This is a genomic window from Nitrosomonas eutropha (assembly GCF_003201195.1).
Classification (GTDB): Bacteria; Pseudomonadota; Gammaproteobacteria; order Burkholderiales; family Nitrosomonadaceae; genus Nitrosomonas; species Nitrosomonas eutropha.
In genome coordinates this window covers 37,147-57,631 of sequence record NZ_QICQ01000015.1, presented here as the reverse complement: position 1 = coordinate 57,631, position 20,485 = coordinate 37,147, and the positions used below count along the sequence as shown (strand labels likewise).

Below are 20,485 nucleotides of genomic sequence, written 5' to 3'. Positions count from 1 at the left end.
CCCTCGGTCGGCAGCAAGGGCGACAGCTACGACAACGCGCTGGCAGAAACCATCAATGGGCTGTACAAAACAGAATTGATTCACAAGCGCGCCCCCTGGAAAACCAGGGAGGCCGTGGAGCTGGCAACGCTGGAATGGGTAGCCTGGTTCAACAACCAGCGGCTGCTGGAACCAATCGGTTACATCCCTCCCGCAGAAGCTGAGGTAAACTACTATAGGCAATTCGCCAGGGAAGCCATTCCGGTGGCTTGACTTTAACCAAACAGCCTCCTCAAAACCCGGGACGATTCATGCTGGCACTGGCCCAAGCACGGCGGAAGAATGGGCTGATGTAGAAGCATACATGGGCCTCTTCGAGCACTGCGAAGTCATGCTTAGCGAGAAGCTGATTGACCTAAAGACATTCAAGTCGATCTATGGGTACCGCGTAGCCAATATTTTGGAAAATGCTATGATTGTTGAGGAGAAGCTCATTGTCCGTCGAGACCATTGGGCGACTTTCCTGGCTCTCGTCCGCAGATTGGGTATGAATGAACCTCAATCTGCTGCATAACCAATCACTCAAGCCGACAACGGGCTTGCGGGTCTTGCTTCGTTCACGCTAAAGTGTTTCCTTGCCTCGTACGACCGCTGCGCTGCCCGTTGCGGCTTAGTTCAACCGTTAGGCCGCAGTAATTGACCTACTCACACCAGGAGTAACACTATGTCCAGCTCTATCCGTACTTGTCTCTGGTTCCGAGACGGGCGAGGCCGCGAAGCCGCAGAATTCTACTGCTCTCTGATCCCGGGAAGCCGAGTCGAGAGGACCTTTTCTGGCGATGCCGGAAATGGCCCTTTCTCGGTAATTGATTTCTCGCTCGGCGGGGTGCCTTACCAGATTCTCGACGCTGGGCCGCATTTCACCTTAACTGAGGCAGTATCGATTTCGGTCGAAACGGCCGATCAGGCCGAGACTGATCGACTGTGGACCGCGCTGACCGCAGATGGTGGCGAGGAAAGCGTCTGCGGCTGGCTGAAAGATCGCTACGGGGTTTCGTGGCAGATTTTCCCGAGAAGACTAACGGAATTGACGATGAATGCAGACAAGAATGTTTCTGCCAAAGCGATGGCAGCCATGATGAAGCAAAAGAAAATTGACATCGCTGCAATTGAAGCAGCAGCAGTTCGTGACTAGAAGTCCGCGGCCTAAAATTCATTCAAGGTTTTTACTTTGTGAGGAATCGTCCCATAAATCATCCCTCCGTAGTTGGTTATATGTTACACCAGCACACCGTGGGACTAAACATCCTAAGACCCTTAACTAAATATCTTTTAATAACTTTTAAATTCATTTTTATCACAAATTATTTTTTGCAACAGATCTGAAAACATGGCCCAGTTCATCAACAGCAAAGAAAGCATCGTCACCGAAGCCGTCGATGGCCTGATCGCGGCGTCTGGCGGTAAGCTGGCGCGGCTCGACGGCTATCCGCATATACGGGTGGTTGTACGCAATGACTGGGACAAGTCCAAGGTCGCGTTGATTTCGGGAGGTGGATCAGGCCACGAACCGGCACATGCGGGTTTCGTCGGGGAAGGGATGCTGACGGCTGCGGTGTGCGGCGACATCTTCGCCTCGCCGACAGTCGATGCAGTACTGGCAGGCATCCTTGCCGTGACAGGATCGTCCGGTTGCCTGCTCATCGTCAAGAATTATACCGGTGACCGATTGAATTTCGGGCTGGCGGCTGAGCGCGCTCGCCAGTTTGGCTTGATTGTCGAGATAGTTATCGTCGACGATGATGTGGCGTTGCCAGGCTTGCCCCAAGCCCGCGGCGTTGCTGGCACGCTTTTTGTCCACAAGATAGCCGGCGCGTTGGCCGAAAATGGTGCCGACTTGGCGCACGTCGCCGCGGCCGCACGCAAGGTTGTGTCAAAGACAAAAAGTATTGGCATGTCGCTCAGCACCTGCACCATCCCAGGTTCACCAAAGGAAGATCGCATCCCGCCCGGCATGGCCGAGCTTGGGCTTGGCATTCACGGTGAAGCCGGAGTTGAGCAGGTCGAGTTCAAGGGCGCGAGCGAAGCTGTCGCTGCCATGGTCGAGCACCTGTCAGTTGCAATGGAAGAAAAGCCGCATGTCGCTATGGTCAACAATCTCGGCGGCACGTCGATCATCGAGATGTCGATCATCCTCAACGAAATCCAGCGGTCAGCGATTGGCGAGCGGATAACCCACGTCATCGGGCCGGCGGCCATGATGACATCTCTCGACATGCACGGCTTTTCGATTTCGGTCTATCCTGCCGACGATACCGAGATCGCCCTGCTCAAGCAGCACACGCCGCTGGCAGCATGGCCGCGGGTCTCCCGGCTGGGCCAGGTCGCTATTCAGGCGCTTCCGGACGGCCTGACGCCTGTCGTTCCGATGCCCTCGCAGCACAAGCCGACCAGGGAGTTCCTGACCAGATGCTGCGAGGTTCTGATCGCCGCTGAGAACGACCTCAACGCGCTCGACGCGAAGTCAGGCGATGGCGACACCGGAAGCACGCTAGCCGGCGCGGCACGCGCCCTGATCAGCGCCATGGACCGATTGCCGCTTGCCGACCATACCCAACTCTATCGCGCTATTGGCTTGGAGCTTTCCAAAACCATGGGAGGCTCGTTCGGTGTGCTCCTCGCGATCTTCTTCGCCGCAACGGGCGACGCCGCGTCAAGCGGCTTGCCAATGTACGAAGCGTTGCAGGCCGGACTGCGGAGAATGCAGGAGATCGGCGGGGCACGTCCGGGTGACCGCACCATGGTCGATGCCCTTGCGCCGGCTCTTGATGCCCTGGAAGAGAGCCTGTCCGAAGCGGCGAAAGCCGCGCGTGCAGGTGCCGATCGCACTGCCCACATGAGTGTGGCGAATGTTGGTCGCGCTTCCTATGTCAATGCCAAGCATTTGGTCGGTCACGCTGATCCAGGTGCTGAGGCGGTCGCGCGACTGTTTGAACACTTGGCCTAATTTTAGATAGTAAGCATCTATTTAAAACATGTAATGAAACTACGTCACTATCAGATCCGCTGTCAGACGAATGAGATTGTTAACGTCCCAGGCCAAAATCCCTTGCCTGCTATTTCGAAGGTGGTACTGCTTTCTCATGAAACCTAATGCCTGAATTAAGCCGCGCCACGAAGCGACATCAGCTTATTGCCAGCCAGTCACTTCGTAACCTTTTTCACGTAAACAGCGGTTTACAAAATTCATATAGGCTGAAGCTGGCTGCGACGTACCAGAACCAAACATACCTGACAATAATCCCCAGGTAGCGCCGCTGGCAGCACCAACCATAGCGCCACGTCCGGGAGCACCAGCAATGGCTCCGCCAACTGCTCCACTGGCTGCGCCGGCGCCTGCACCAACAGCTGTTCTTCTTGCTGTATTGCCAGTGCTTCCGCTTCCTTCCCTTGCTCCGGCTGATTCAGCCAGTTGTCTGCATTCTCTGATATCCCGGTCTGCAATAGTTCTTCCGACAGACTGATAGTAAGCATTGGGATACAGCACAGGCTGATAGCTTGCACAGGCAGACAGTCCTGATAGTACTATTCCGATTCCCACTATTTTTCCTGATGTGCTGATCATAGTATTCCACTCCTGATTTCTGATATTAGCGTTCAACTGGTGTGATTTTGATTGTCTTAAGCTCTTTTCCCCGCTGAAATTGCAGCACTACTTTTTCTCCTGCTTTCATGGTTGTGAGAATAGCTGCATACGACTTCAGGTTGATGATGGGTTGTCCTGCCAGCTCAATCAAAATATCGCCCGGCTGTAGCTGCGCTTGTTGTGCCGGGGAATCGGCAATAATATCTTCCACTCGTACACCCTCCCCCTGCCAGGAAAAATCCGGCACGGTGCCAAGGATGATTTTACGTTTGGCATTTGTCTGCGCAGGCGTCTGTGTTAAACGGGATGGCTGTGTATCAAGCATGGCGGTCAGCGGCTCGATGCGATTGGCTAGATATTCAGCACCTTCTTTGAGAATGGCTGCCACTTTGATCAACCCGGCGGTATCGATTTTATCGACAGTATCGCCCGGCGCGTGGTAATCCTCGTGCGCGCCACCAAAGAACTGGACTGCTGGTATTCCCGCCTTGATGAAAGCTGCCTGATCGCTGGAACCAAAATCGCTCGCCACAGGGTTGACAGGAATACCGGTAACAAAACCGGCACCCCGGAAAACATGCACTAGCTCACGTGCCGTACCCGTGCCAAACAGCGTGACGGGGTTATTTCCCAGTCGGCCAACGGTATCCAGATTGAGCATGGCAATGATTTTTTCCGATGGATAACCGGATAATGGATTGTCAAGATAATGGGTTGAGCCCAGCAGACCGGCTTCTTCACCGGTAAAAGCAATAAAAATGATAGTACGTTGCGGTTGCCATTTGGTTGCAACCTGCCGTGCCAGTTCGAGCATGACGGCAATACCGCTGGCATTATCATCCGCACCATAATGAATCTTGCCACGATTGGCGGCGCGTACATCTGGCCAGCCCATACCAAGGTGATCATAATGCGCGCCAATCACCAGACTTTGCCCGTCCAGTTGCGGATTAGTGCCTGGCAGAATGCCGATGACGTTACGCAGTGCGATTTTGCCTTTGGGCACGCCAACATCCTGCTGCCAAGTCTGAAAATAGCTTTTACCTTCTCCTCCGGGTTGCAACCCTGCCTGCTGGAATTGTTGTGCAATATACTCCGCTACCTTATCCAGCTCTGGGCTGCCCAGCTCGCGCCCCTTGAATGCTTCGCTGGCCAGAAATGTAATATCCTTCAACATGCGACTTTCTGAAAACAACGGCGGCAATTCTGCCAATGCATGACGCGGTGCCAGTGTACCGACGTGATTCGAGGTAAACGTCGCGTTATCTTTTTGGGTGATCAGCTGCGTCAGCGGTGAATGGGTGATTGGCCATTGCCCCTTGCTGATGTTATTCAGCTCATCTCCTTCAAATACCAGATAGCTGTATTTGCGGTAATGCGGCAATTTTCTGGCCAGTTCTGCAATCGCTGCGGGCTGATCGGCTGCCACCCATAGCAGGGTTAAATCCGGATTGGTCGGTTGGCGTGTGGTCAGTACCACAGCGTGCCTGCTCTGTTGCCAGATTTTACCGCTTAGCTGCAGTGTGCCTTCTTTTCTGGCTACGCCTTGCTCTGCCAGGGAATCAATCAATTGGTTGCTGAACTTGTTTTGCCAGCCCAGAACCCAGATTGTGCGATCAGCAGGCAATGCTTGCAGTTGATCATCCCGGACAATTTCCAGCGAACCGGCTTGCGTTTTCTGCCAATTAGTGGCCAGCGATTGATAAGCTTGCATCAGTTCTTCACTGACGTTGGAAGGCAAGATCAGCAAGGGGGTTTCTGCACCAAAACCTTGCGATAAGGCGGAAGGAATCTCGCGATTATCCAAACGCCGGAATACATCAAACTGGGGATCAATATCAATACGTACCGGACGTGCCGGGAAATCCATTTCAATAACATTACCTGGCTGATCGATTTTAATTTGACTCTGTCGAGCAGCCGTTTCCCCTTCCAGATGAATTGCCACCGGCACACTCAATTGATAAGGAACACCTGGTTGGGTTTGCTTAACAACGGCTTTAAGCCTGAACCCATTGCCTACAGGTTCAGCCTGGGCGCTTTCCAGCAGCAGATCAGGCGCACCACTCTGATACACCCATTGCTGAAAGAACGAAGAAAAATCCCTGCCGGTTTGGGTATTAAAAGTTGTCAGCAGATCTTCAAACGTGGCTTGTTTGAACTGGTATTGCTGGTAGAAGGTGCGCAGCACCCGGGTAAAGTCTTGATCCCCCAGCTCCTGCCGCAACATGTGAAACAGCATCATGGTTTTGCCATAACCAATGGCTTCCGTACTGGGACTATGGCGCGAAGTAAACTGGACAATTGGAAAATCCTTTTCCTTGTTGACAAAATCAGCATATTTTTGCAACACATCGCGACGGTATTCTTCTCCCTTGCCACTCTGTTCGCTGACGAGATGATCGGCCAGATAAGCAGTCAATCCTTCTGACCAATTACCTTTGCGGTAATCAACAAATACGCCGTTACCCCAGTAGTTATGCAAAATTTCATGCGGATAGGAGGTATGCAGAATGAAAGGAAAACGCACGACTCGCGGTCCCAGCAAGGTAAACGAAGGCATGCCGTAACCGGTTTCCCAGAAGTTTTCGACCAGTGCAAACTTTGCATAGGGGTAAGGCCCGATCAGCTTGCTGTACATGGCGATGTATTGCCCGGTGGCATCCAGATATTTTTGTGCCAATGCCTCATCCGCGCTGCGTAGATAAACATAGGCCTCGACCGGCCCGGCTGTTTGCTGGTAACGCTGATAGCGCCCGGCAACCAGATAAATATCATCCTGCGGATGGTTTTCTTCCCAGATAACATGCCGGGTGGTTGCTGTGGTCTGCTCCTGCAACAGTTTTCCCTGGCTGACAACATCCCAACCGGCTGGCAGCTGAATATTCAGGTGAAATGACACCATATCTTCATCAAACCGGGGATACCAGGCAGTTGAGTTGGCCAGAAACACGCCTTCTTCCGAAATCAATCCAGGCGAATAGCTAAAGCTGCGTGCGTATTCCAGACTGGGATCACGCACTGCATGGTGAATCTGTCCGTTAAAAGCCAGTGAGAAAGATTCCTGCCCTGCCGGTAACGTTATAGTGTAACGCTTCAGCGGTACCGGGCCGGCATAGCCCGCAACCACATCAGCTGTTCGGGCGACAATATCTACTCCTTTATTTACTGTAACCGATAAACCCGCATGCAAGCTGAATTCCAGACGAGTAGCTGCTGTTGGATTGAGCACATGTTTTGGGACATGAATCTGATCCTTGACCTGAATTTTCGAGGTGTCCGGCGAGAGTATGATTTCCATCCGGTGGTGAAATGTCTGGTCATTAGCCAGCACAAGCACACTACAAAGCAGGTTGATAAAGATGAAGCAGCACAGGATAAAAAAACGGATTGGGAGTGTCATAACTGATTAAAAATTATCGGAAACTGAATTGAATAGCGAACCAGATCGTTCGGGCTGGTTTGATGATTCTTTATTATGATGCCCTTGTAACGGGTGGGTTCGCTTACCTTTGCTTATCTTTTTACGGGAACTATGCTTAAATGATTTTTATTTACTGACGAGGATTATGAACCAAATGAAAAATTTTACACAGCCAATCAACCTTTCCGGTGGCCTGCCATTTGCTCGTAATTTACTGGCAACCGCCTTTTTCTTGTTATGGCTCAGGCAGGAGCAGCCGGTTTCATTACCGATGCCAAACAAGTTTCGGGGCAGGAAGTCAGGTCAGGTGAAGGGTATTACCGTGCTGATGGTAACTGGCTGGTTTATCAGGCAGAAGTTGCTGGTGAGAATCCTTTTTACCAGATTTATCTGAAAAATCTTGCCAACGAGAATGTGCAGCAGATTTCACCTGGTATTGGCAAAACCACTTGTTCGTGGGTACATCCTTCCCAGGAGAAGGTGTTGTTTTCTTCAACCCATGACGATCCCGAAGCAAAAGCCAAGATGGTTGCTGAGATTGAGCAAAGAAAATCTGGCCAACGCAGGGCGTATGCCTGGGATTATGACGAATTCTATGATATCTATGAAGCCGATTTTGAAGGTAAAAATATCAAAAATCTCACCAATACCAAAGGATATGATGCAGAGGCTTCCTGGTCGCCAGATGGCAAGCTGATTGCATTTGCCTCCAACCGCCGGGCTTACAGCGAGCCGCTTACCGAAGAAGAAACTGCACTGTTCAACAATAACCCTTCTTCCCTAATCGATATTTACATCATGGATGCAGATGGTTCCAATGTAAAAAGACTGACGCATACCAACCGCTATGACGGTGGCCCGTTCTTCAGTCCGGATGGAAAAAGGATCGTCTGGCGTCGTTTCTCGGAAAATGGGCAAGAAGCAGAAATATTCACCATGAATATTGATGGATCGGATCAAAAGCAACTTACCCGGCTCAATAAAATGTCCTGGGCACCTTTTTACCACCCATCCAATCAGTACATTATTTTCGCAGCCAACGTTGAGGGGCACCGGAATTTTGAGCTCTACGTCGTTGATGTTGACAGCAAGAAAGAGCCCGTACGAGTAACAGAGGAAGAAGGATTTGATGGTCTACCGGTATTTACACCGGATGGCCAGTACATCACCTGGACCAGCGATCGCACACCTGATAAAAAAGGCCATCTTTTTCATGGCAAATGGAACCATGAAAAAGCACTGGAAAGTCTGGGGTTGAAATAAATAACTATTGGTTAAAATCAGTGGTTGTTTAGTCTGGCTGACAGTTGTAAAAAATAAAACTGTCAGCCAACGTCAACCCAGCCCGGCTTCAGAACTCATTTCCCCGGCTGCTATCAACTTCTTCCGGGCTTACCAAACTGCCAAGATTTCCCCAGGTATTTCTGATGTAGGAAACCACCCAGGCAATTTCATTGTCGCGAATGATGTGCTGGAAAGGCGGCATGCCGTAAGGGCGCGGATTACCCGCCGTGACGGGAGGAAACCCGCCATACAGCACGCTGCGAATGGTGTTGTGTGGTGAAGTCATAGTAACATTACGATTACCTGCCAGCGGTGGATAAATGCCCGGCACGCCTTCTCCTGATTCACCGTGACAACCTTGACAATGTTTTTCATATACCGGTTTCCCCAGTGCCAGATATTTGCTGACTCGTTCCGGCATGGGTGGGATTTTTTTCAGTGCCTCATTCCTGCTACGCTTCTCACCAATAGATTGCAAGTAAACCGCCATGGCACGTATATCTTCAGGAGACAGATATTGCAGGCTTTGCCGAACAACAGTGGCCATGGGGCCGGAAGTTACCGCATGCTTGTTTATACCGGTGGACAAAAGTTTGACGATTTCATCTATTGACCATTCCCCTACCCCCGCTTCCAATGGAGAAATCAGCGAAGGGGCATACCAGTAGGTCCCCATGATTTCACCCCCTGCCAGCTTGCTATCCTGAGTGGCACCCCATACATTGCGCGGGGTATGGCAGGCATTACAATGCCCAAGCCCTTGTACCAGGTAGTTACCGCGATTCCATTCTTCGCTTTTGGAATTATCCGGCTCATGCACCCCCTCCTTAAAGTACCATGTCCGCCACAGGAACAGCAGAAACTGGTTATCGTAGGGCGGGTTGATCTTGTGTGGCGGATTGGTCTGCGCAACCGGCTTCAATGAACGCAGATAAGCGAATATGGCATCTGCATCCTCGCGCGTGACCTTTGTATATTCGGTATAGGGAAAGACAGGGTACAGATAGCTGCCATCGCGCCCTTTCCCGAAATGAAGTGCCTGCCAGAAATCTTCACCACTCCAGCGACCAATGCCAGTTTCATTATCCGGCGTGATGTTTGGTGTTACAAATTCACCAAATGGTGTTTTCAGTGTACGTCCGCCAGCGTAAGGCTCTCCGCCTCGGGTCGTGTGGCAGCCCATGCAATTCGCAGCACGCGACAGATATTCGCCACGCTTAACTTGCTCAGCATCTGGGGCTGGAAACTGGTTTGCAGCAACAACTGACAATGGCAACAGTAGGCTCGCTGCAAAAATAATAGTTTGCCGTCTCCCGGTAAATTTGAATTTATTTGATAATTTCATTGGATAAAGCCCTCTCCAGATAAAATCGTATGACAACGCTGCATAAGTTCCGGAGTCAGCTCTTCCATTTCTGCGGGCTCACCCGTTACTGGCTGGGTAGGCAGCCACATGGCCAACGCATTTACTTCCTTCTGCGTCATTTTTTTGGCTATTTCAGACATACAATCTGGTGTTTGTCCACGCATGATTCCACCGTTGCGCCAGCCGCCAAATTGAGCAGCCAGATAGGCATGCGGCAAACCCAGCAAACTGGGAATAAAGGGTTTCGTCCCTGTTAATGCCTTACCGTGACAGGCACTACAGGCGGGAATATCCCGGTCAGGGTCGCCCGAATGAATCAGCGTTTCCACTGCCTGTGTTTCATCGGGTGAAAGTGTGTTTGCTGTCGGTTGTGGATAGGGATATTTCAGGGAGGAGAAATAATGGGCAATTTCAAGCAGATAGTCATCAGACATATTTTCCAGCAAAATCGCCATTGCTTGGTAATAACGTCGCCCATCACGGAAATTGCGCAACTGATTGAATAGATAACCAGCAGGTTTACCCGCGATACGCGGATAATATGCATCCCGCCCTGCTCTGTCCTCATCACCATGGCAAATAATACAAGGCTTGACACGCTGCTCCAGCGTATCAGGAATTTCAGATGCCCCCAGCTCTAGTGCATTGGCCGAGCCGACGATCGCCCATAATAGAATAAAAACAATAAATTTCATTTACACTCAACTGGTGAAAAGTTATCAAAATAAACGAAATACTCCTGCATTTTTATCTGAAAGTCCAGATTGGAATCAGGCCATTTTGCAGGATAGAAACACAAAGCCAACTATACTTTCAAAAGAACTGGTCAGTAATTACCTTGCTGCCTGGTACCAGATAAGGATTGATACAACCCGCTTGATCATGCTGCGTATTGGCAGCCAATCCAAGTCTGTTGCAACACTACTACAGGCAACCGGGAACCAGAATGCAGCGTATATCACCGCCTGTAACCCCGCCAGCCAAATGGTAACGCCTGAAGAAAATCAGTCTGCCACGATCCAGTTGTACAAGCAACTTGCCGGCTATTCAAAGCACCTATACCCGGGAGAGAGTATCGATCCCGCCGGAGAATGGCCTGCCGAAGCAGGTTTTCTCGCATTGGGGATCGATCTTGCCACAGCCAGAACAATCGGACATGCGTTTGGACAGAATGCAATCATCTGGATGAATACTGACGCAATCTCCCGATTAGTTTTACTGCGCTGAAGAGACAGTTTCCTCAACAAGGATGCTACGCTTCAACTCTTCTATTTCCGGCTCATTCAATGTTTCAGTTTCCAGTAATTGCACCGCAGTTTGATCAAGTAACGCTCGATTCATATCCAGAATTTTAATCGCACGCTCAAGCGCTTGATCGAGTAGTGTACGTACTGTCAGATCGATCTTGTGAGCGGTTTCCTCACTATAGTCACGGCTTTGTGGCATCGGGTAATTGGTTTGCAGATACGTCATTTGCTCCCGATCATAAACCACATTTCCGATTGCCTCGCTCATACCATAGCGCAACACCATCGCACGAGCGATATCAGTGGCACGTGCCAGATCATCGGAAGCGCCAGTGGAAATCTCACTGAATACCAGTTGCTCCGCCGCACGCCCACCCAGCAATACCGCCATCTTGTTTTCCAATTCCTTGCACGTCATAAGATAGCGATCCTCGGTGGGGCGTTGAATGGTGTAACCCAGCGCACCGATTCCGCGTGGAATAATCGAAACTTTATGTACTTCATCCGATCCAGGCAGAGCAAGCGCCACCAGGGTATGGCCCAGTTCGTGGTAGGCAACTGTACGCCTTTCGTCAGGATTAATCAGTCGGTTACGTTTTTCCAGACCGGCCACGATACGCTCGATTGCATTGTTAAAATCTTCCATGGCCACGGCTGTTGCATCACGTCGGGTCGCCAACAGCGCAGCTTCATTAATCAGATTAGCTAAATCTGCACCGGTAAAACCAGGCGTCAGCGCCGCTATCTGCTCGGTATTAACATCTGATGCCAACGTAATTTTACCAATGTGCACAGCCAGAATCTGTTGACGACCCTTTTTATCAGGCCGATCTACCAGTACCTGTCGATCAAAACGCCCGGCACGCAGCAAGGCAGCATCCAGGATTTCGGGACGATTAGTGGCTGCGAGCAAAACAATGCCGCCGGAAGGATCAAACCCATCCAACTCGGCTAACAATTGATTCAGTGTCTGTTCTTTTTCATCATGGCCACCAAATCCGCCTGCTCCGCGTGCACGCCCCAGTGCATCCAATTCATCGATGAAGATGATGGCGGGTGCCATCTGGCGTGCTTGCTCGAACAGATCACGCACTCTGGCGGCACCCACCCCGACGAACATTTCGACAAATTCTGAACCGGAAATCGAGAAGAACGGTACGCCTGCCTCCCCTGCCACCGCACGCGCCAATAAGGTTTTACCCGTGCCGGGTGGGCCAACCAGTAAAATACCTTTGGGCGCTCTTCCTCCTAATCGACTGTATTCAGAGGGATTTCTAAGGAAATTGACGATTTCCATCAATTCTTCCTTAGCCTCATCCACTCCGGCAACATTGGCAAAAGTGACTTTTGTTTCTTGCTCAACATAAACCTTGGCACGGCTTTTGCCAATCGACATCAACCCGCTTCCCATCATTCCTTTATTCATCCGCCGGATAATAAACAGCCAGATACCAATAAAAATTGCCATCGGCACTATCCAGGAAAGAATATCGCGCAACCAGGTGCTTTGCACCACGCCAGTATAGGTAACACTATGTTTGTCTAGCATCTCCGCCAGATCCGATTCAACCCGCGTGGTGACAAATTCGGTAAATTTCTCACCAGAAGTATCCTTGAGTTTGCCAAAGATCTGTTGATCAGTAATAGCTACTTCCGCTACCTTGTCCTCCTCCAGTAATGTCTGAAAGCGACTGTAGGGAATTGGCTCAATTTTTGTATATTGTGTGTAAAGATTTTGGATGAAGAGAATGCTGGTTACCGCGATCAACACATACCAGAAGTTAATCTGTGTCTTCTTATCCACCGGCGACTGGTTTTTCATGAATCCTCCTTTCTTTGTTTGTCTGATTTTATTTTTTCAGAAATCGGGTTCGCAAGTTGCTAAATCATACCCAATTTTGTCGATCTAAAACCGAGAAATGGTACACTTACCTTTCATCCGGCCTTTCGCAAAGAACTAGATTGCACGGCCGTGTCAGTCACATACAATGACTGCTTTCATCAAACTTCTCCTAAAAGGATGATCTCCGTCATGAAAACACATGCAGCAGTTGCCTGGCAGGCTGGCCAGCCCCTTACCATTGAAGAGGTTGATCTTGCCGCTCCGCGCGCGGGAGAGGTGCTGATTGAAGTTAAAGCCACGGGTATCTGCCATACTGATTACTACACACTTTCCGGCGCTGATCCGGAAGGCCTGTTCCCTGCAATTCTTGGCCACGAAGGTGCCGGAGTTGTGGTTGAAACGGGTACAGATGTCAAATCACTGCGCCCGGGTGATCATGTGATTCCCTTGTACACACCGGAATGTCGGGAATGCAAATCTTGTCTTTCGCGTAAAACCAACTTATGTCAGGCGATCCGTGCGACACAAGGGCGCGGCCTGATGCCGGACGGCACTTCGCGCTTCTCGCTCAACGGCAAACCCATTATGCACTATATGGGCACTTCAACTTTTTCTAATTACATCGTTGTCCCTGAGATTGCTCTGGCTAAGATTCGTGAAGATGCCCCTTTTGACAAAGCCTGCTACATCGGCTGCGGGGTGACCACCGGTATTGGTGCGGTATTGTTCACCGCCAAAGTAGAAACGGGTGCAAACGTCGCTGTATTCGGGCTAGGCGGCATCGGCCTGAATGTTATTCAGGGTGCGCGCATGGTCGGTGCGGACAAGATTATCGGAGTTGATATCAATCCGGAGCGGGAAGCATTAGGCCGACAATTCGGCATGACCCATTTCATCAACCCGAAGGAAGTAGAAAACGTGGTGGATGCAGTAATACAGCTGACGGATGGAGGTGCAGATTACAGCTTTGAATCTATCGGCAATACCACTGTTATGCGCCAAGCGCTGGAATGCACACACAGAGGCTGGGGGCGCAGTATCATTATTGGTGTAGCAGAAGCTGGCGCCGAGATCAGTACCCGCCCATTTCAGCTGGTGACTGGTAGAAAATGGGAGGGTACTGCTTTTGGTGGCGCACGTGGCCGCTCGGATGTACCACGTATTGTTGACTGGTATATGGAGGGAAAAATCAGTATTGATCCGCTGATTACACACACCCTGAAACTGGAAGACATCAACGAAGGTTTCAAATTGATGGAAGCCGGAAAATCTATTCGTTCTGTTGTAATTTACTGATGACTTAAAAAAATGACAATCAAACTGGAAATTCGCAGCCAGCACCGCTGTTTTGGTGGTCTTCAAAGTTATTATCAGCATCATTCAGAAATTATCGGCTTACCGATGCGCTTCTCAGTGTATGTGCCGCCCGAAGCCGGTGAGCAGCGTTTACCCGTACTGTTTTTTCTAGCCGGGCTGACCTGTACAGAAGAAACTTTCATGATTAAGGCCGGTGCACAACGTTATGCTGCCGAGCTCGGGCTGATGCTGGTCAGTATGGATACCAGCCCACGCAATACCGGCATTCCTGGTGAAGCGGATGATTGGGAATTTGGATCAGGCGCCGGGTTCTATCTTGATGCCATAGAATCCCCCTGGTCCAAATACTTTCACATGGAAAGCTATGTGACACAAGAGCTGTACAACATCATACTGGGTCAATTTCCAGTTGATCCGAAAAGTGTGGGAATTTCAGGACATTCAATGGGAGGACATGGTGCGTTAACCCTGGCGTTACGCCACCCTGAGCTGTACCAGTCAGTTTCTGCCTTTGCGCCGATAGCAGCCCCCATTCACTGCCCTTGGGGACAAAAGGCATTCAGTCGTTACCTGGGGAAATCGCCAGAAAGCTGGCATAAACACGATGCAACCGCTCTGATCGAATCTGGTCACCGACTACCAACCCCGTTAATTGATCAGGGACTAGACGATCCTTTTCTTGCTGAGCAATTACATCCCAGCTATTTTGAAGCCGCCTGTCAGCAAGCTGAACAGCCCATTATTTTGCGTCGCCATGCTGGCTATGATCACAGCTACTTTTTTATCAGCACTTTTATTGAAGATCATTTGCGACATCACCACACTTTCCTGACGTTGGATCCGGCTGATTCAGCAGGTTGATTCAATCTGGATTTTCTTGCTATATCTCATCGTCATTGTGCGACAGCGACAACCTCTCCCTCTCGCCTTTTCGAGCATGTTCGTGCGAAGCAATCCAGAGCGGTTACAACCGGGATAAGGATGGCCTGCTAATTGCTTTGCTTTATCCGCCGCCACACTACACTCGCAGCTGAGGCCTACGGATTTCACAATGACGATGCCATCCACCATCCTTAATACGGATAAGCGGCAAGTTTGATAAAAATGCCGCCATCTCCTCTACTGGCATGGCAGTTCATGGCTCCATCAAACTACAATGACATCTGGCAATGGGAAGCCGTTGAAATTGCTTGCATACGACGTTGTGTAAGCGCCTGCGTTGGGGATAAAAATGAAATCATCTTCCCGCACATCTTCAGGCAGCATCTCGTCGTGCATCAGCACATCCACAGAATCGCATGTCGGACCAGCAACTGACCAGGGAACCAAAGAACCATTGCGTTGAGTCAAGATTTCATAACGCAACCCTTCGCTTACCTCAATGATGCCACCGAAGATCCCTGCATCCCAATACATCCAGCGCTTGCCATTACGGGTCGCAGTACCGACCACGCGGCACACAAAACACGCTGAGTCGGATACCAGATAACGTCCAGGTTCTGCCATGATGCGAATATTTTGCGGCAAATCAGCAATGGCCTCGTTAATAACCTCGGCAATGATTTCAATGGATGGGATCGGCTTGACGTAACGCACCGGATAACCGCCACCCAGATTCAACAACCGGGGATTAAGACCGGCTTCGCGCATGCTGGCAAACACGGTTTTGGCACGTTCGATCCCAACCCGCCAGTTCTGTGGATTGCGGCATTGGGAACCCACATGAAAAGTAACACCTGCCAGATCCGCATTCAGCTTCACAGCTTCATCAATAATTTCGCGCACGTCTCCCAGATGTGTTCCAAATTTTCCTGCCAACGGCCAGTCGCTGCCGATATTGGGAGTGTCGATCCGCAAATAAAGCTTGGCATCCGCTTTGATGCTGACGATCTTGCGCAGCTCCTCAACGCTATCCAGCACGTACCACTCCACGCCTTTCGCAGCAGCATACTGGAGGTAGGCGCGTGATTTCATCGGATTGCTGTAAAAAATTTCGGCAGCCGGCACGCCAAAACCCATCAGGAGGTCAAGCTCGGCAATCGACGCGATTTCAAACCCAACGCCTTCTTCAATCAACGTTTTCAGCACGCGCGGATCAGGATTGGCTTTGGCTGCATAATGCGGATGTACGCGTGGCATGGCTGCCTTGAATCGTCGGGCTTTATTGCGAATGATGGCGGTATCCACCATCAGAAAAGGCTTCAGATAACCTTGTTTTAACTTGGCTTCCACCAAGGAGGGATCGATACTGATTTCAGGGTGAGTATCGAAAATGGCATTTTCTGTTTGTTGCTGTACGGCTGCGGATAGTTTTTTCATGAGGGTTTCTCCTGGAATCGCTACGTTTCGGGAATATGAATTTGAACCCAATCAGTTGGAACAAACAGGTTTATCTTGCTTCTCATGATGACCTCCTTATGGGCTGCTGGAATTTCTAAAGGCACGCATTATAGGCTTGATTTTTTCAGAATCAAGTATTTTTTTGCATTATTTTTATTAAAATAAACGATTAATAATCATCATCTTATATGACAGAAATTATCTTCATTATTTTTGATGGCTGTTTGCAAAGCCCAGCGACTTTATAAACAGCAATCTTCATCAGAAAAAAGAGCCAATTAACAACTTTTTATTGGGTTTTTCTGCCGACCAATTTATATTGGACAAGAAAATACAGGCAATATTTTTTCAGGGTACTTAATGCCTCGATTCGCCTGAAAAATAGTTTTCAGAAGAATCTTTTACGCAAAAGATTTGCACATGAGCAAGCGCAGGACTAATATTTTGAACAACCAGCTTTATAAGAGAGTTGGTATATCTAGATAAACCGGAAGGAGATCACGATGAAAAAAATTACCGGAGCAGCCATCTTCACCGCAACCATGTTTTTCTCGTTCAATAGTGCATTTGCTGGTAATGAAGGATTACCAGCAGATCAGGTAATTTCAGCCATTCAGGCAGCCGTTGCAGCAAACCCCGGAAATATCCACGAGGCTGAAGTTGAAAGAGAACAGGGAAAGCTGATCGTCGAGGTAAAAATCATCGACGCCAATGGTAAAAAAATCAAAGTAAAAATCGATCCGGCAAAAAATGCAGTCATCCCGAACAAATAACCTTGACTAACACCCCCCGATAAAACTGCTGCTGGATTTTTTCCCGCTGCAGGCATTCGCGCAATAACATCCTGCCTGTTATGGTAAGGCTCTGTCTTTGAGCCATCTGCACATAACTCCGTTATGGTGAATGTCGCAAACATGAAACAATCCAGCAGAGTTGGCAACCAAAAAATCAGACCATTATTCTCGCTCTCTCGTTGCAATCCTTCTACTGAATTCTGATTTTTTCATAAGAACCTGTTCAATATCTCACTGAAGGGCACATTACGGCGTTGAAATTGAACTGCATCCCTTGATCGAGATCTTGAATAGGTTCTAAGAATTGATTGAACTGACGGAAATCTTGTGCAATATATTCCCCGGTGGCACCATACCGCCTTTCATCCGGAGCCAGGAAAGCGGTGATGGATATAAACCATTGTATATACGGAAATCTGAATGACAGCTGCCTCATCCCTACACCCCCCTGCAATTCCACGCGTTGGTTTTGTATCACTTGGCTGCCCCAAGGCAACGGTTGATTCCGAACGTATCCTCACCTGCCTGCGAGCAGAGGGCTACCTGATCTCACCCAACTACGCCGATGCTGATCTGGTGGTCGTCAACACCTGCGGTTTTATTGATAGTGCCGTGGCGGAATCGCTGGAAACCATTGGCGAAGCACTGACTGAAAATGGCAAGGTGATTGTAACCGGCTGCCTGGGTGCAAAAGAGGATGTCATCCGGCAGGCGCACCCCAGCGTGCTGGCAGTAACCGGCCCGCAGGCAACCGAGGAAGTGATGGCCGCCATTCACCATCATTTACCCAAACCGCACGATCCTTATCTTGATCTGGTACCGCCACAGGGAATCAAGCTCACGCCGAAGCATTACGCCTATCTCAAAATTTCCGAAGGCTGCAATCATCATTGCACGTTCTGCATTATTCCCAGCATGCGCGGTGATCTGGTCAGTCGACCGGTGGGTGGTGTACTGCAGGAGGCGCAAAGTCTGGTCGAAGCTGGTGTCAAGGAATTGCTGATTATTTCCCAGGATACCAGTGCTTACGGGGTGGATATCAAATATCGCACCGGCTTCTGGCAAGGCAGACCCGTTCGCACTCGCATCACCGAACTGGCGAACGCACTGGGGGAATTCGGTATCTGGGTACGGCTGCACTATGTCTATCCCTATCCACATGTGGATGAACTGATCCCATTAATGGCAGAAGGCAAGCTCCTGCCTTATCTGGACATTCCTTTTCAGCACGCCAACAAACGCATACTCAAGCTGATGAAACGCCCAGCCAATAGTGAAAACGTACTGGTGCGCATTCAGCAGTGGCGCAAAACCTGCCCGGACATTGCTCTGCGCAGCACTTTTATTGTTGGTTTTCCGGGAGAAACCGAAGCAGAATTCGAGGAACTGCTCGCTTTTCTGGAAGAAGCACAACTGGATCGGGTGGGGGCATTTACCTATTCGCCGGTCAAAGGCGCGGCTGCCAATGTATTGCCTGATCATGTTCCTCCCGAAATCCAGCAAGAACGACTGGAAAGACTGATGCAACAGCAGGAAATCATTAGCAAACAACGCCTGGCTGTGAAAAAAGGCCAGCAGCTCAGGGTGCTGGTGGACACAGTTGATGAAGAAGGCGCCATCGCCAGAAGTTATGCCGATGCACCGGAAATTGACGGCGTTGTTTACATTAATGATGCCTCAACCCTTAAACCGGGTGACTGGGCAGATGTGCGCGTTACCGATACTGACATTCACGACCTGTGGACAGAGAAAATCTAACGCGAACAGTAAACTCCTGAATTGCTTCGGCGACTGTGCCTGCCCGCAAAAGTGGCATTTGTATCATTGCCACTTTTTCCTCAATCCTTACAAGGTGCTGTGTTGAAGCAACGCCGAGGCAATCCAGTACCGCGTTGACCAGCAACTGATTCTGCTTGAGTGGCTGTGCTTTTGCACGCCACTACTCGAAACCATTCCGTGTCATTGATTTGGCACAATGCCAAAGCCAAAATCCTCTCCAGCCTCACAACTTTTCCTATATTTCCTCGTATAAACCAGCCCCCTGGCTCTCCATACAAAATATCAATGGAGAAAACAAGCATTCAGGTTATCTCCTTATAACAAACAAATCACTATAAAAATTCCAGCAAGTATCAAGGCTTGTCAGAAAAATTTACAAGCAAAGAATTGTTCTACTTAGCCACCCCTGCAAATAGAACATATATCTATTAGTGTCATGCACTTATATCGCAAATAAAGTATTGGCATGTAATGTGCTTATTGTAAATCAAGGTTGTTCAGGATCGATGCCTCATTAGCCCTGATAGTCGATAGTGGTAACCAATTAAAAACAAAATTTTTAATCCGAAGGAGATTTACCTATGAAGAAAACACTTATTGCAGCAGCCTTATTTGCAGCAATTGGAACAGCGCATGCTGATCCAGTTACATTGACCTATACAGATACATTTGGAAATGAACAAGTAGGAACCCTTCCCAATAATTCGTCTTGGTCAGGAAACCCATGGAATCAGGGAAAACCTGTTCAAGGAAATGTATATGCGGGAGAATTCAAATTTAAAACATCTGAAGGATTAGATTTCTACGCATTCTGTGCTGATATTTTCCATACGCTAAAATCTGGAACCACATACCAAATGGATGCCCTGACAACGGGAAGCGTAGCTGGTATTGGTTCCTGGGAAATCGCCCGGATTGGTTACCTGTTCGATAATTATGGCGACTACCTTGACAATTCGGCAAATGGAAAAGAATTAACGGCATTCCAGCTCACCCTGTGGGAAATTCTGTTTGAAAACGGCAAAAACCAGGGCAATCAAAACGGAAACCCACTTTCAAAGGGCAACTTCAAGGTAGGAGGATTTGGTGATGCCGACGATCTGGCAAATGGATGGATAAAAGATATTTATGACAACACTCAAGATGGCACAAAAAGTGAGAAATATGATTTATTTTTCCTGACATCAAGCTCTACTTGTACTGAAAAATACACAAGTGGAAATAAAAAGGGACAATGTAAAAATGGAAAAATGACCCAAGATTCTCAAAACCTTATTTCCTGGACAGCCAAACCGGAGGATCCACAAGATCCAGCAGAGAATCCAAATGAAATACCCGAACCCATGCCATTGGTACTTCTAACTGCCGGTTTACTGGCATTAGGGTTCACCAGAAAGCTGCGCTGCTGCTAATCTACCATCAAGCCGGAGAATCTATCTCCGGCTTTCTAAAGTCATTTTTCAGGC

At 49.4% G+C, this 20,485-nt stretch carries 16 protein-coding genes; 10 read left to right on the top strand and 6 right to left on the bottom strand.

What is annotated here, in order from left to right; genetic code table 11:
- The 3 genes from C8R14_RS07090 to C8R14_RS07075 form a co-directional block, all read left to right on the top strand.
- A partial coding sequence (locus C8R14_RS07090) for an integrase core domain-containing protein (RefSeq protein WP_146208363.1) occupies positions 1-252 on the top strand: 252 nt, incomplete at its 5' end.
- A 451-nt stretch (positions 253-703) separates the two neighbouring features.
- On the top strand, positions 704-1,174 hold the full coding sequence (locus C8R14_RS07080; protein ID WP_011634430.1) for a VOC family protein: 471 nt from the start codon (positions 704-706) through the stop codon (positions 1,172-1,174).
- Positions 1,175-1,369: 195 nt separating this feature from the next.
- A complete protein-coding gene (locus C8R14_RS07075; RefSeq protein ID WP_011634431.1) occupies positions 1,370-2,986 on the top strand; it encodes a dihydroxyacetone kinase subunit DhaK in 1,617 nt (538 codons plus the stop codon).
- 183 nt (positions 2,987-3,169) lie between these two features.
- Here C8R14_RS07075 and C8R14_RS07070 read toward each other — a convergent pair whose 3' ends face one another.
- Together C8R14_RS07070 and C8R14_RS07065 are read right to left on the bottom strand one after the other, a co-directional pair.
- Positions 3,170-3,604, bottom strand: coding sequence for a glycine zipper family protein (locus C8R14_RS07070; RefSeq protein WP_011634432.1), 435 nt, complete (start codon positions 3,602-3,604; stop codon positions 3,170-3,172).
- Between the two features lie 25 nt (positions 3,605-3,629).
- Positions 3,630-7,028 carry a M20/M25/M40 family metallo-hydrolase gene (locus C8R14_RS07065; protein WP_011634433.1) on the bottom strand — a complete coding sequence of 1,133 codons (3,399 nt, stop codon included), beginning with the start codon at positions 7,026-7,028 and terminating at the stop codon, positions 3,630-3,632.
- 258 nt (positions 7,029-7,286) lie between these two features.
- Between C8R14_RS07065 and C8R14_RS07060 the strand changes: the two genes are divergently transcribed.
- Entirely contained in the window at positions 7,287-8,312 is a 1,026-nt protein-coding gene (locus C8R14_RS07060; protein ID WP_258332808.1) for a TolB-like translocation protein, read from the top strand.
- Positions 8,313-8,400: 88 nt separating this feature from the next.
- Here the strand turns inward: C8R14_RS07060 and C8R14_RS07055 are convergent, their stop codons facing one another.
- The gene (locus C8R14_RS07055) at positions 8,401-9,678 is read right to left on the bottom strand and encodes a c-type cytochrome (RefSeq protein ID WP_011634435.1); all 1,278 of its coding nucleotides are present in this window, start codon (positions 9,676-9,678) and stop codon (positions 8,401-8,403) included.
- Positions 9,675-10,394, bottom strand: coding sequence for a c-type cytochrome (locus C8R14_RS07050; RefSeq protein WP_011634436.1), 720 nt, complete (start codon positions 10,392-10,394; stop codon positions 9,675-9,677). Before C8R14_RS07050 ends, C8R14_RS07055 begins: the two co-directional genes overlap by 4 nt.
- A gap of 85 nt (positions 10,395-10,479) precedes the next feature.
- On the opposite strand from C8R14_RS07050, the gene C8R14_RS07045 reads away from it, so the two are divergent.
- A complete protein-coding gene (locus tag C8R14_RS07045) occupies positions 10,480-10,926 on the top strand; it encodes a DUF3293 domain-containing protein (RefSeq protein WP_041353764.1) in 447 nt (148 codons plus the stop codon).
- Here the strand turns inward: C8R14_RS07045 and ftsH are convergent.
- Positions 10,915-12,768, bottom strand: coding sequence for an ATP-dependent zinc metalloprotease FtsH (ftsH, locus tag C8R14_RS07040; RefSeq protein WP_011634438.1), 1,854 nt, complete (start codon positions 12,766-12,768; stop codon positions 10,915-10,917). The two genes, C8R14_RS07045 and ftsH, sit on opposite strands and share 12 nt — an antisense overlap.
- Before the next feature lie 210 nt (positions 12,769-12,978).
- On the opposite strand from ftsH, the gene C8R14_RS07035 reads away from it, so the two are divergent.
- Positions 12,979-14,085 (top strand): S-(hydroxymethyl)glutathione dehydrogenase/class III alcohol dehydrogenase, encoded by a 1,107-nt coding sequence (locus tag C8R14_RS07035; RefSeq protein ID WP_110332590.1) that lies wholly within the window; start codon positions 12,979-12,981, stop codon positions 14,083-14,085.
- Positions 14,086-14,097: 12 nt separating this feature from the next.
- Positions 14,098-14,967, top strand: a complete 870-nt coding sequence (fghA, locus tag C8R14_RS07030; protein ID WP_011634440.1) for an S-formylglutathione hydrolase — start codon at positions 14,098-14,100, stop codon at positions 14,965-14,967.
- 285 nt (positions 14,968-15,252) lie between these two features.
- Here the strand turns inward: fghA and C8R14_RS07025 are convergent, their stop codons facing one another.
- Complete coding sequence (locus C8R14_RS07025) at positions 15,253-16,425, bottom strand: type III PLP-dependent enzyme (protein WP_011634441.1); 1,173 nt, start codon at positions 16,423-16,425, stop codon at positions 15,253-15,255.
- Between the two features lie 524 nt (positions 16,426-16,949).
- Between C8R14_RS07025 and C8R14_RS07020 the strand changes: the two genes are divergently transcribed.
- From C8R14_RS07020 to C8R14_RS07005, 3 genes are all read left to right on the top strand, one after another.
- The gene (locus C8R14_RS07020) at positions 16,950-17,219 is read left to right on the top strand and encodes a PepSY domain-containing protein (RefSeq protein ID WP_011634442.1); all 270 of its coding nucleotides are present in this window, start codon (positions 16,950-16,952) and stop codon (positions 17,217-17,219) included.
- A gap of 441 nt (positions 17,220-17,660) precedes the next feature.
- Entirely contained in the window at positions 17,661-18,998 is a 1,338-nt protein-coding gene (gene rimO, locus C8R14_RS07015; protein ID WP_011634443.1) for a 30S ribosomal protein S12 methylthiotransferase RimO, read from the top strand.
- Positions 18,999-19,600: 602 nt separating this feature from the next.
- A complete protein-coding gene (locus C8R14_RS07005; RefSeq protein ID WP_011634444.1) occupies positions 19,601-20,431 on the top strand; it encodes a hypothetical protein in 831 nt (276 codons plus the stop codon).
- Positions 20,432-20,485: the final 54 nt, after the last annotated feature.

Excerpts from the sequence above, each read along its gene's own strand:
- C8R14_RS07080 (WP_011634430.1), top strand. The coding sequence starts at position 704 with ATGTCCAGCTCTATCCGTACTTGTCTCTGGTTCCGAGACGGGCGAGGC.
- C8R14_RS07075 (WP_011634431.1), top strand. The coding sequence starts at position 1,370 with ATGGCCCAGTTCATCAACAGCAAAGAAAGCATCGTCACCGAAGCCGTC.
- C8R14_RS07070 (WP_011634432.1), bottom strand. The coding sequence starts at position 3,604 with ATGATCAGCACATCAGGAAAAATAGTGGGAATCGGAATAGTACTATCA.
- C8R14_RS07065 (WP_011634433.1), bottom strand. The coding sequence starts at position 7,028 with ATGACACTCCCAATCCGTTTTTTTATCCTGTGCTGCTTCATCTTTATC.
- C8R14_RS07060 (WP_258332808.1), top strand. The coding sequence starts at position 7,287 with ATGGCTCAGGCAGGAGCAGCCGGTTTCATTACCGATGCCAAACAAGTT.
- C8R14_RS07055 (WP_011634435.1), bottom strand. The coding sequence starts at position 9,678 with ATGAAATTATCAAATAAATTCAAATTTACCGGGAGACGGCAAACTATT.
- C8R14_RS07050 (WP_011634436.1), bottom strand. The coding sequence starts at position 10,394 with ATGAAATTTATTGTTTTTATTCTATTATGGGCGATCGTCGGCTCGGCC.
- ftsH (WP_011634438.1), bottom strand. The coding sequence starts at position 12,768 with ATGAAAAACCAGTCGCCGGTGGATAAGAAGACACAGATTAACTTCTGG.
- C8R14_RS07035 (WP_110332590.1), top strand. The coding sequence starts at position 12,979 with ATGAAAACACATGCAGCAGTTGCCTGGCAGGCTGGCCAGCCCCTTACC.
- fghA (WP_011634440.1), top strand. The coding sequence starts at position 14,098 with ATGACAATCAAACTGGAAATTCGCAGCCAGCACCGCTGTTTTGGTGGT.
- C8R14_RS07025 (WP_011634441.1), bottom strand. The coding sequence starts at position 16,425 with ATGAAAAAACTATCCGCAGCCGTACAGCAACAAACAGAAAATGCCATT.
- C8R14_RS07020 (WP_011634442.1), top strand. The coding sequence starts at position 16,950 with ATGAAAAAAATTACCGGAGCAGCCATCTTCACCGCAACCATGTTTTTC.
- rimO (WP_011634443.1), top strand. The coding sequence starts at position 17,661 with ATGACAGCTGCCTCATCCCTACACCCCCCTGCAATTCCACGCGTTGGT.
- C8R14_RS07005 (WP_011634444.1), top strand. The coding sequence starts at position 19,601 with ATGAAGAAAACACTTATTGCAGCAGCCTTATTTGCAGCAATTGGAACA.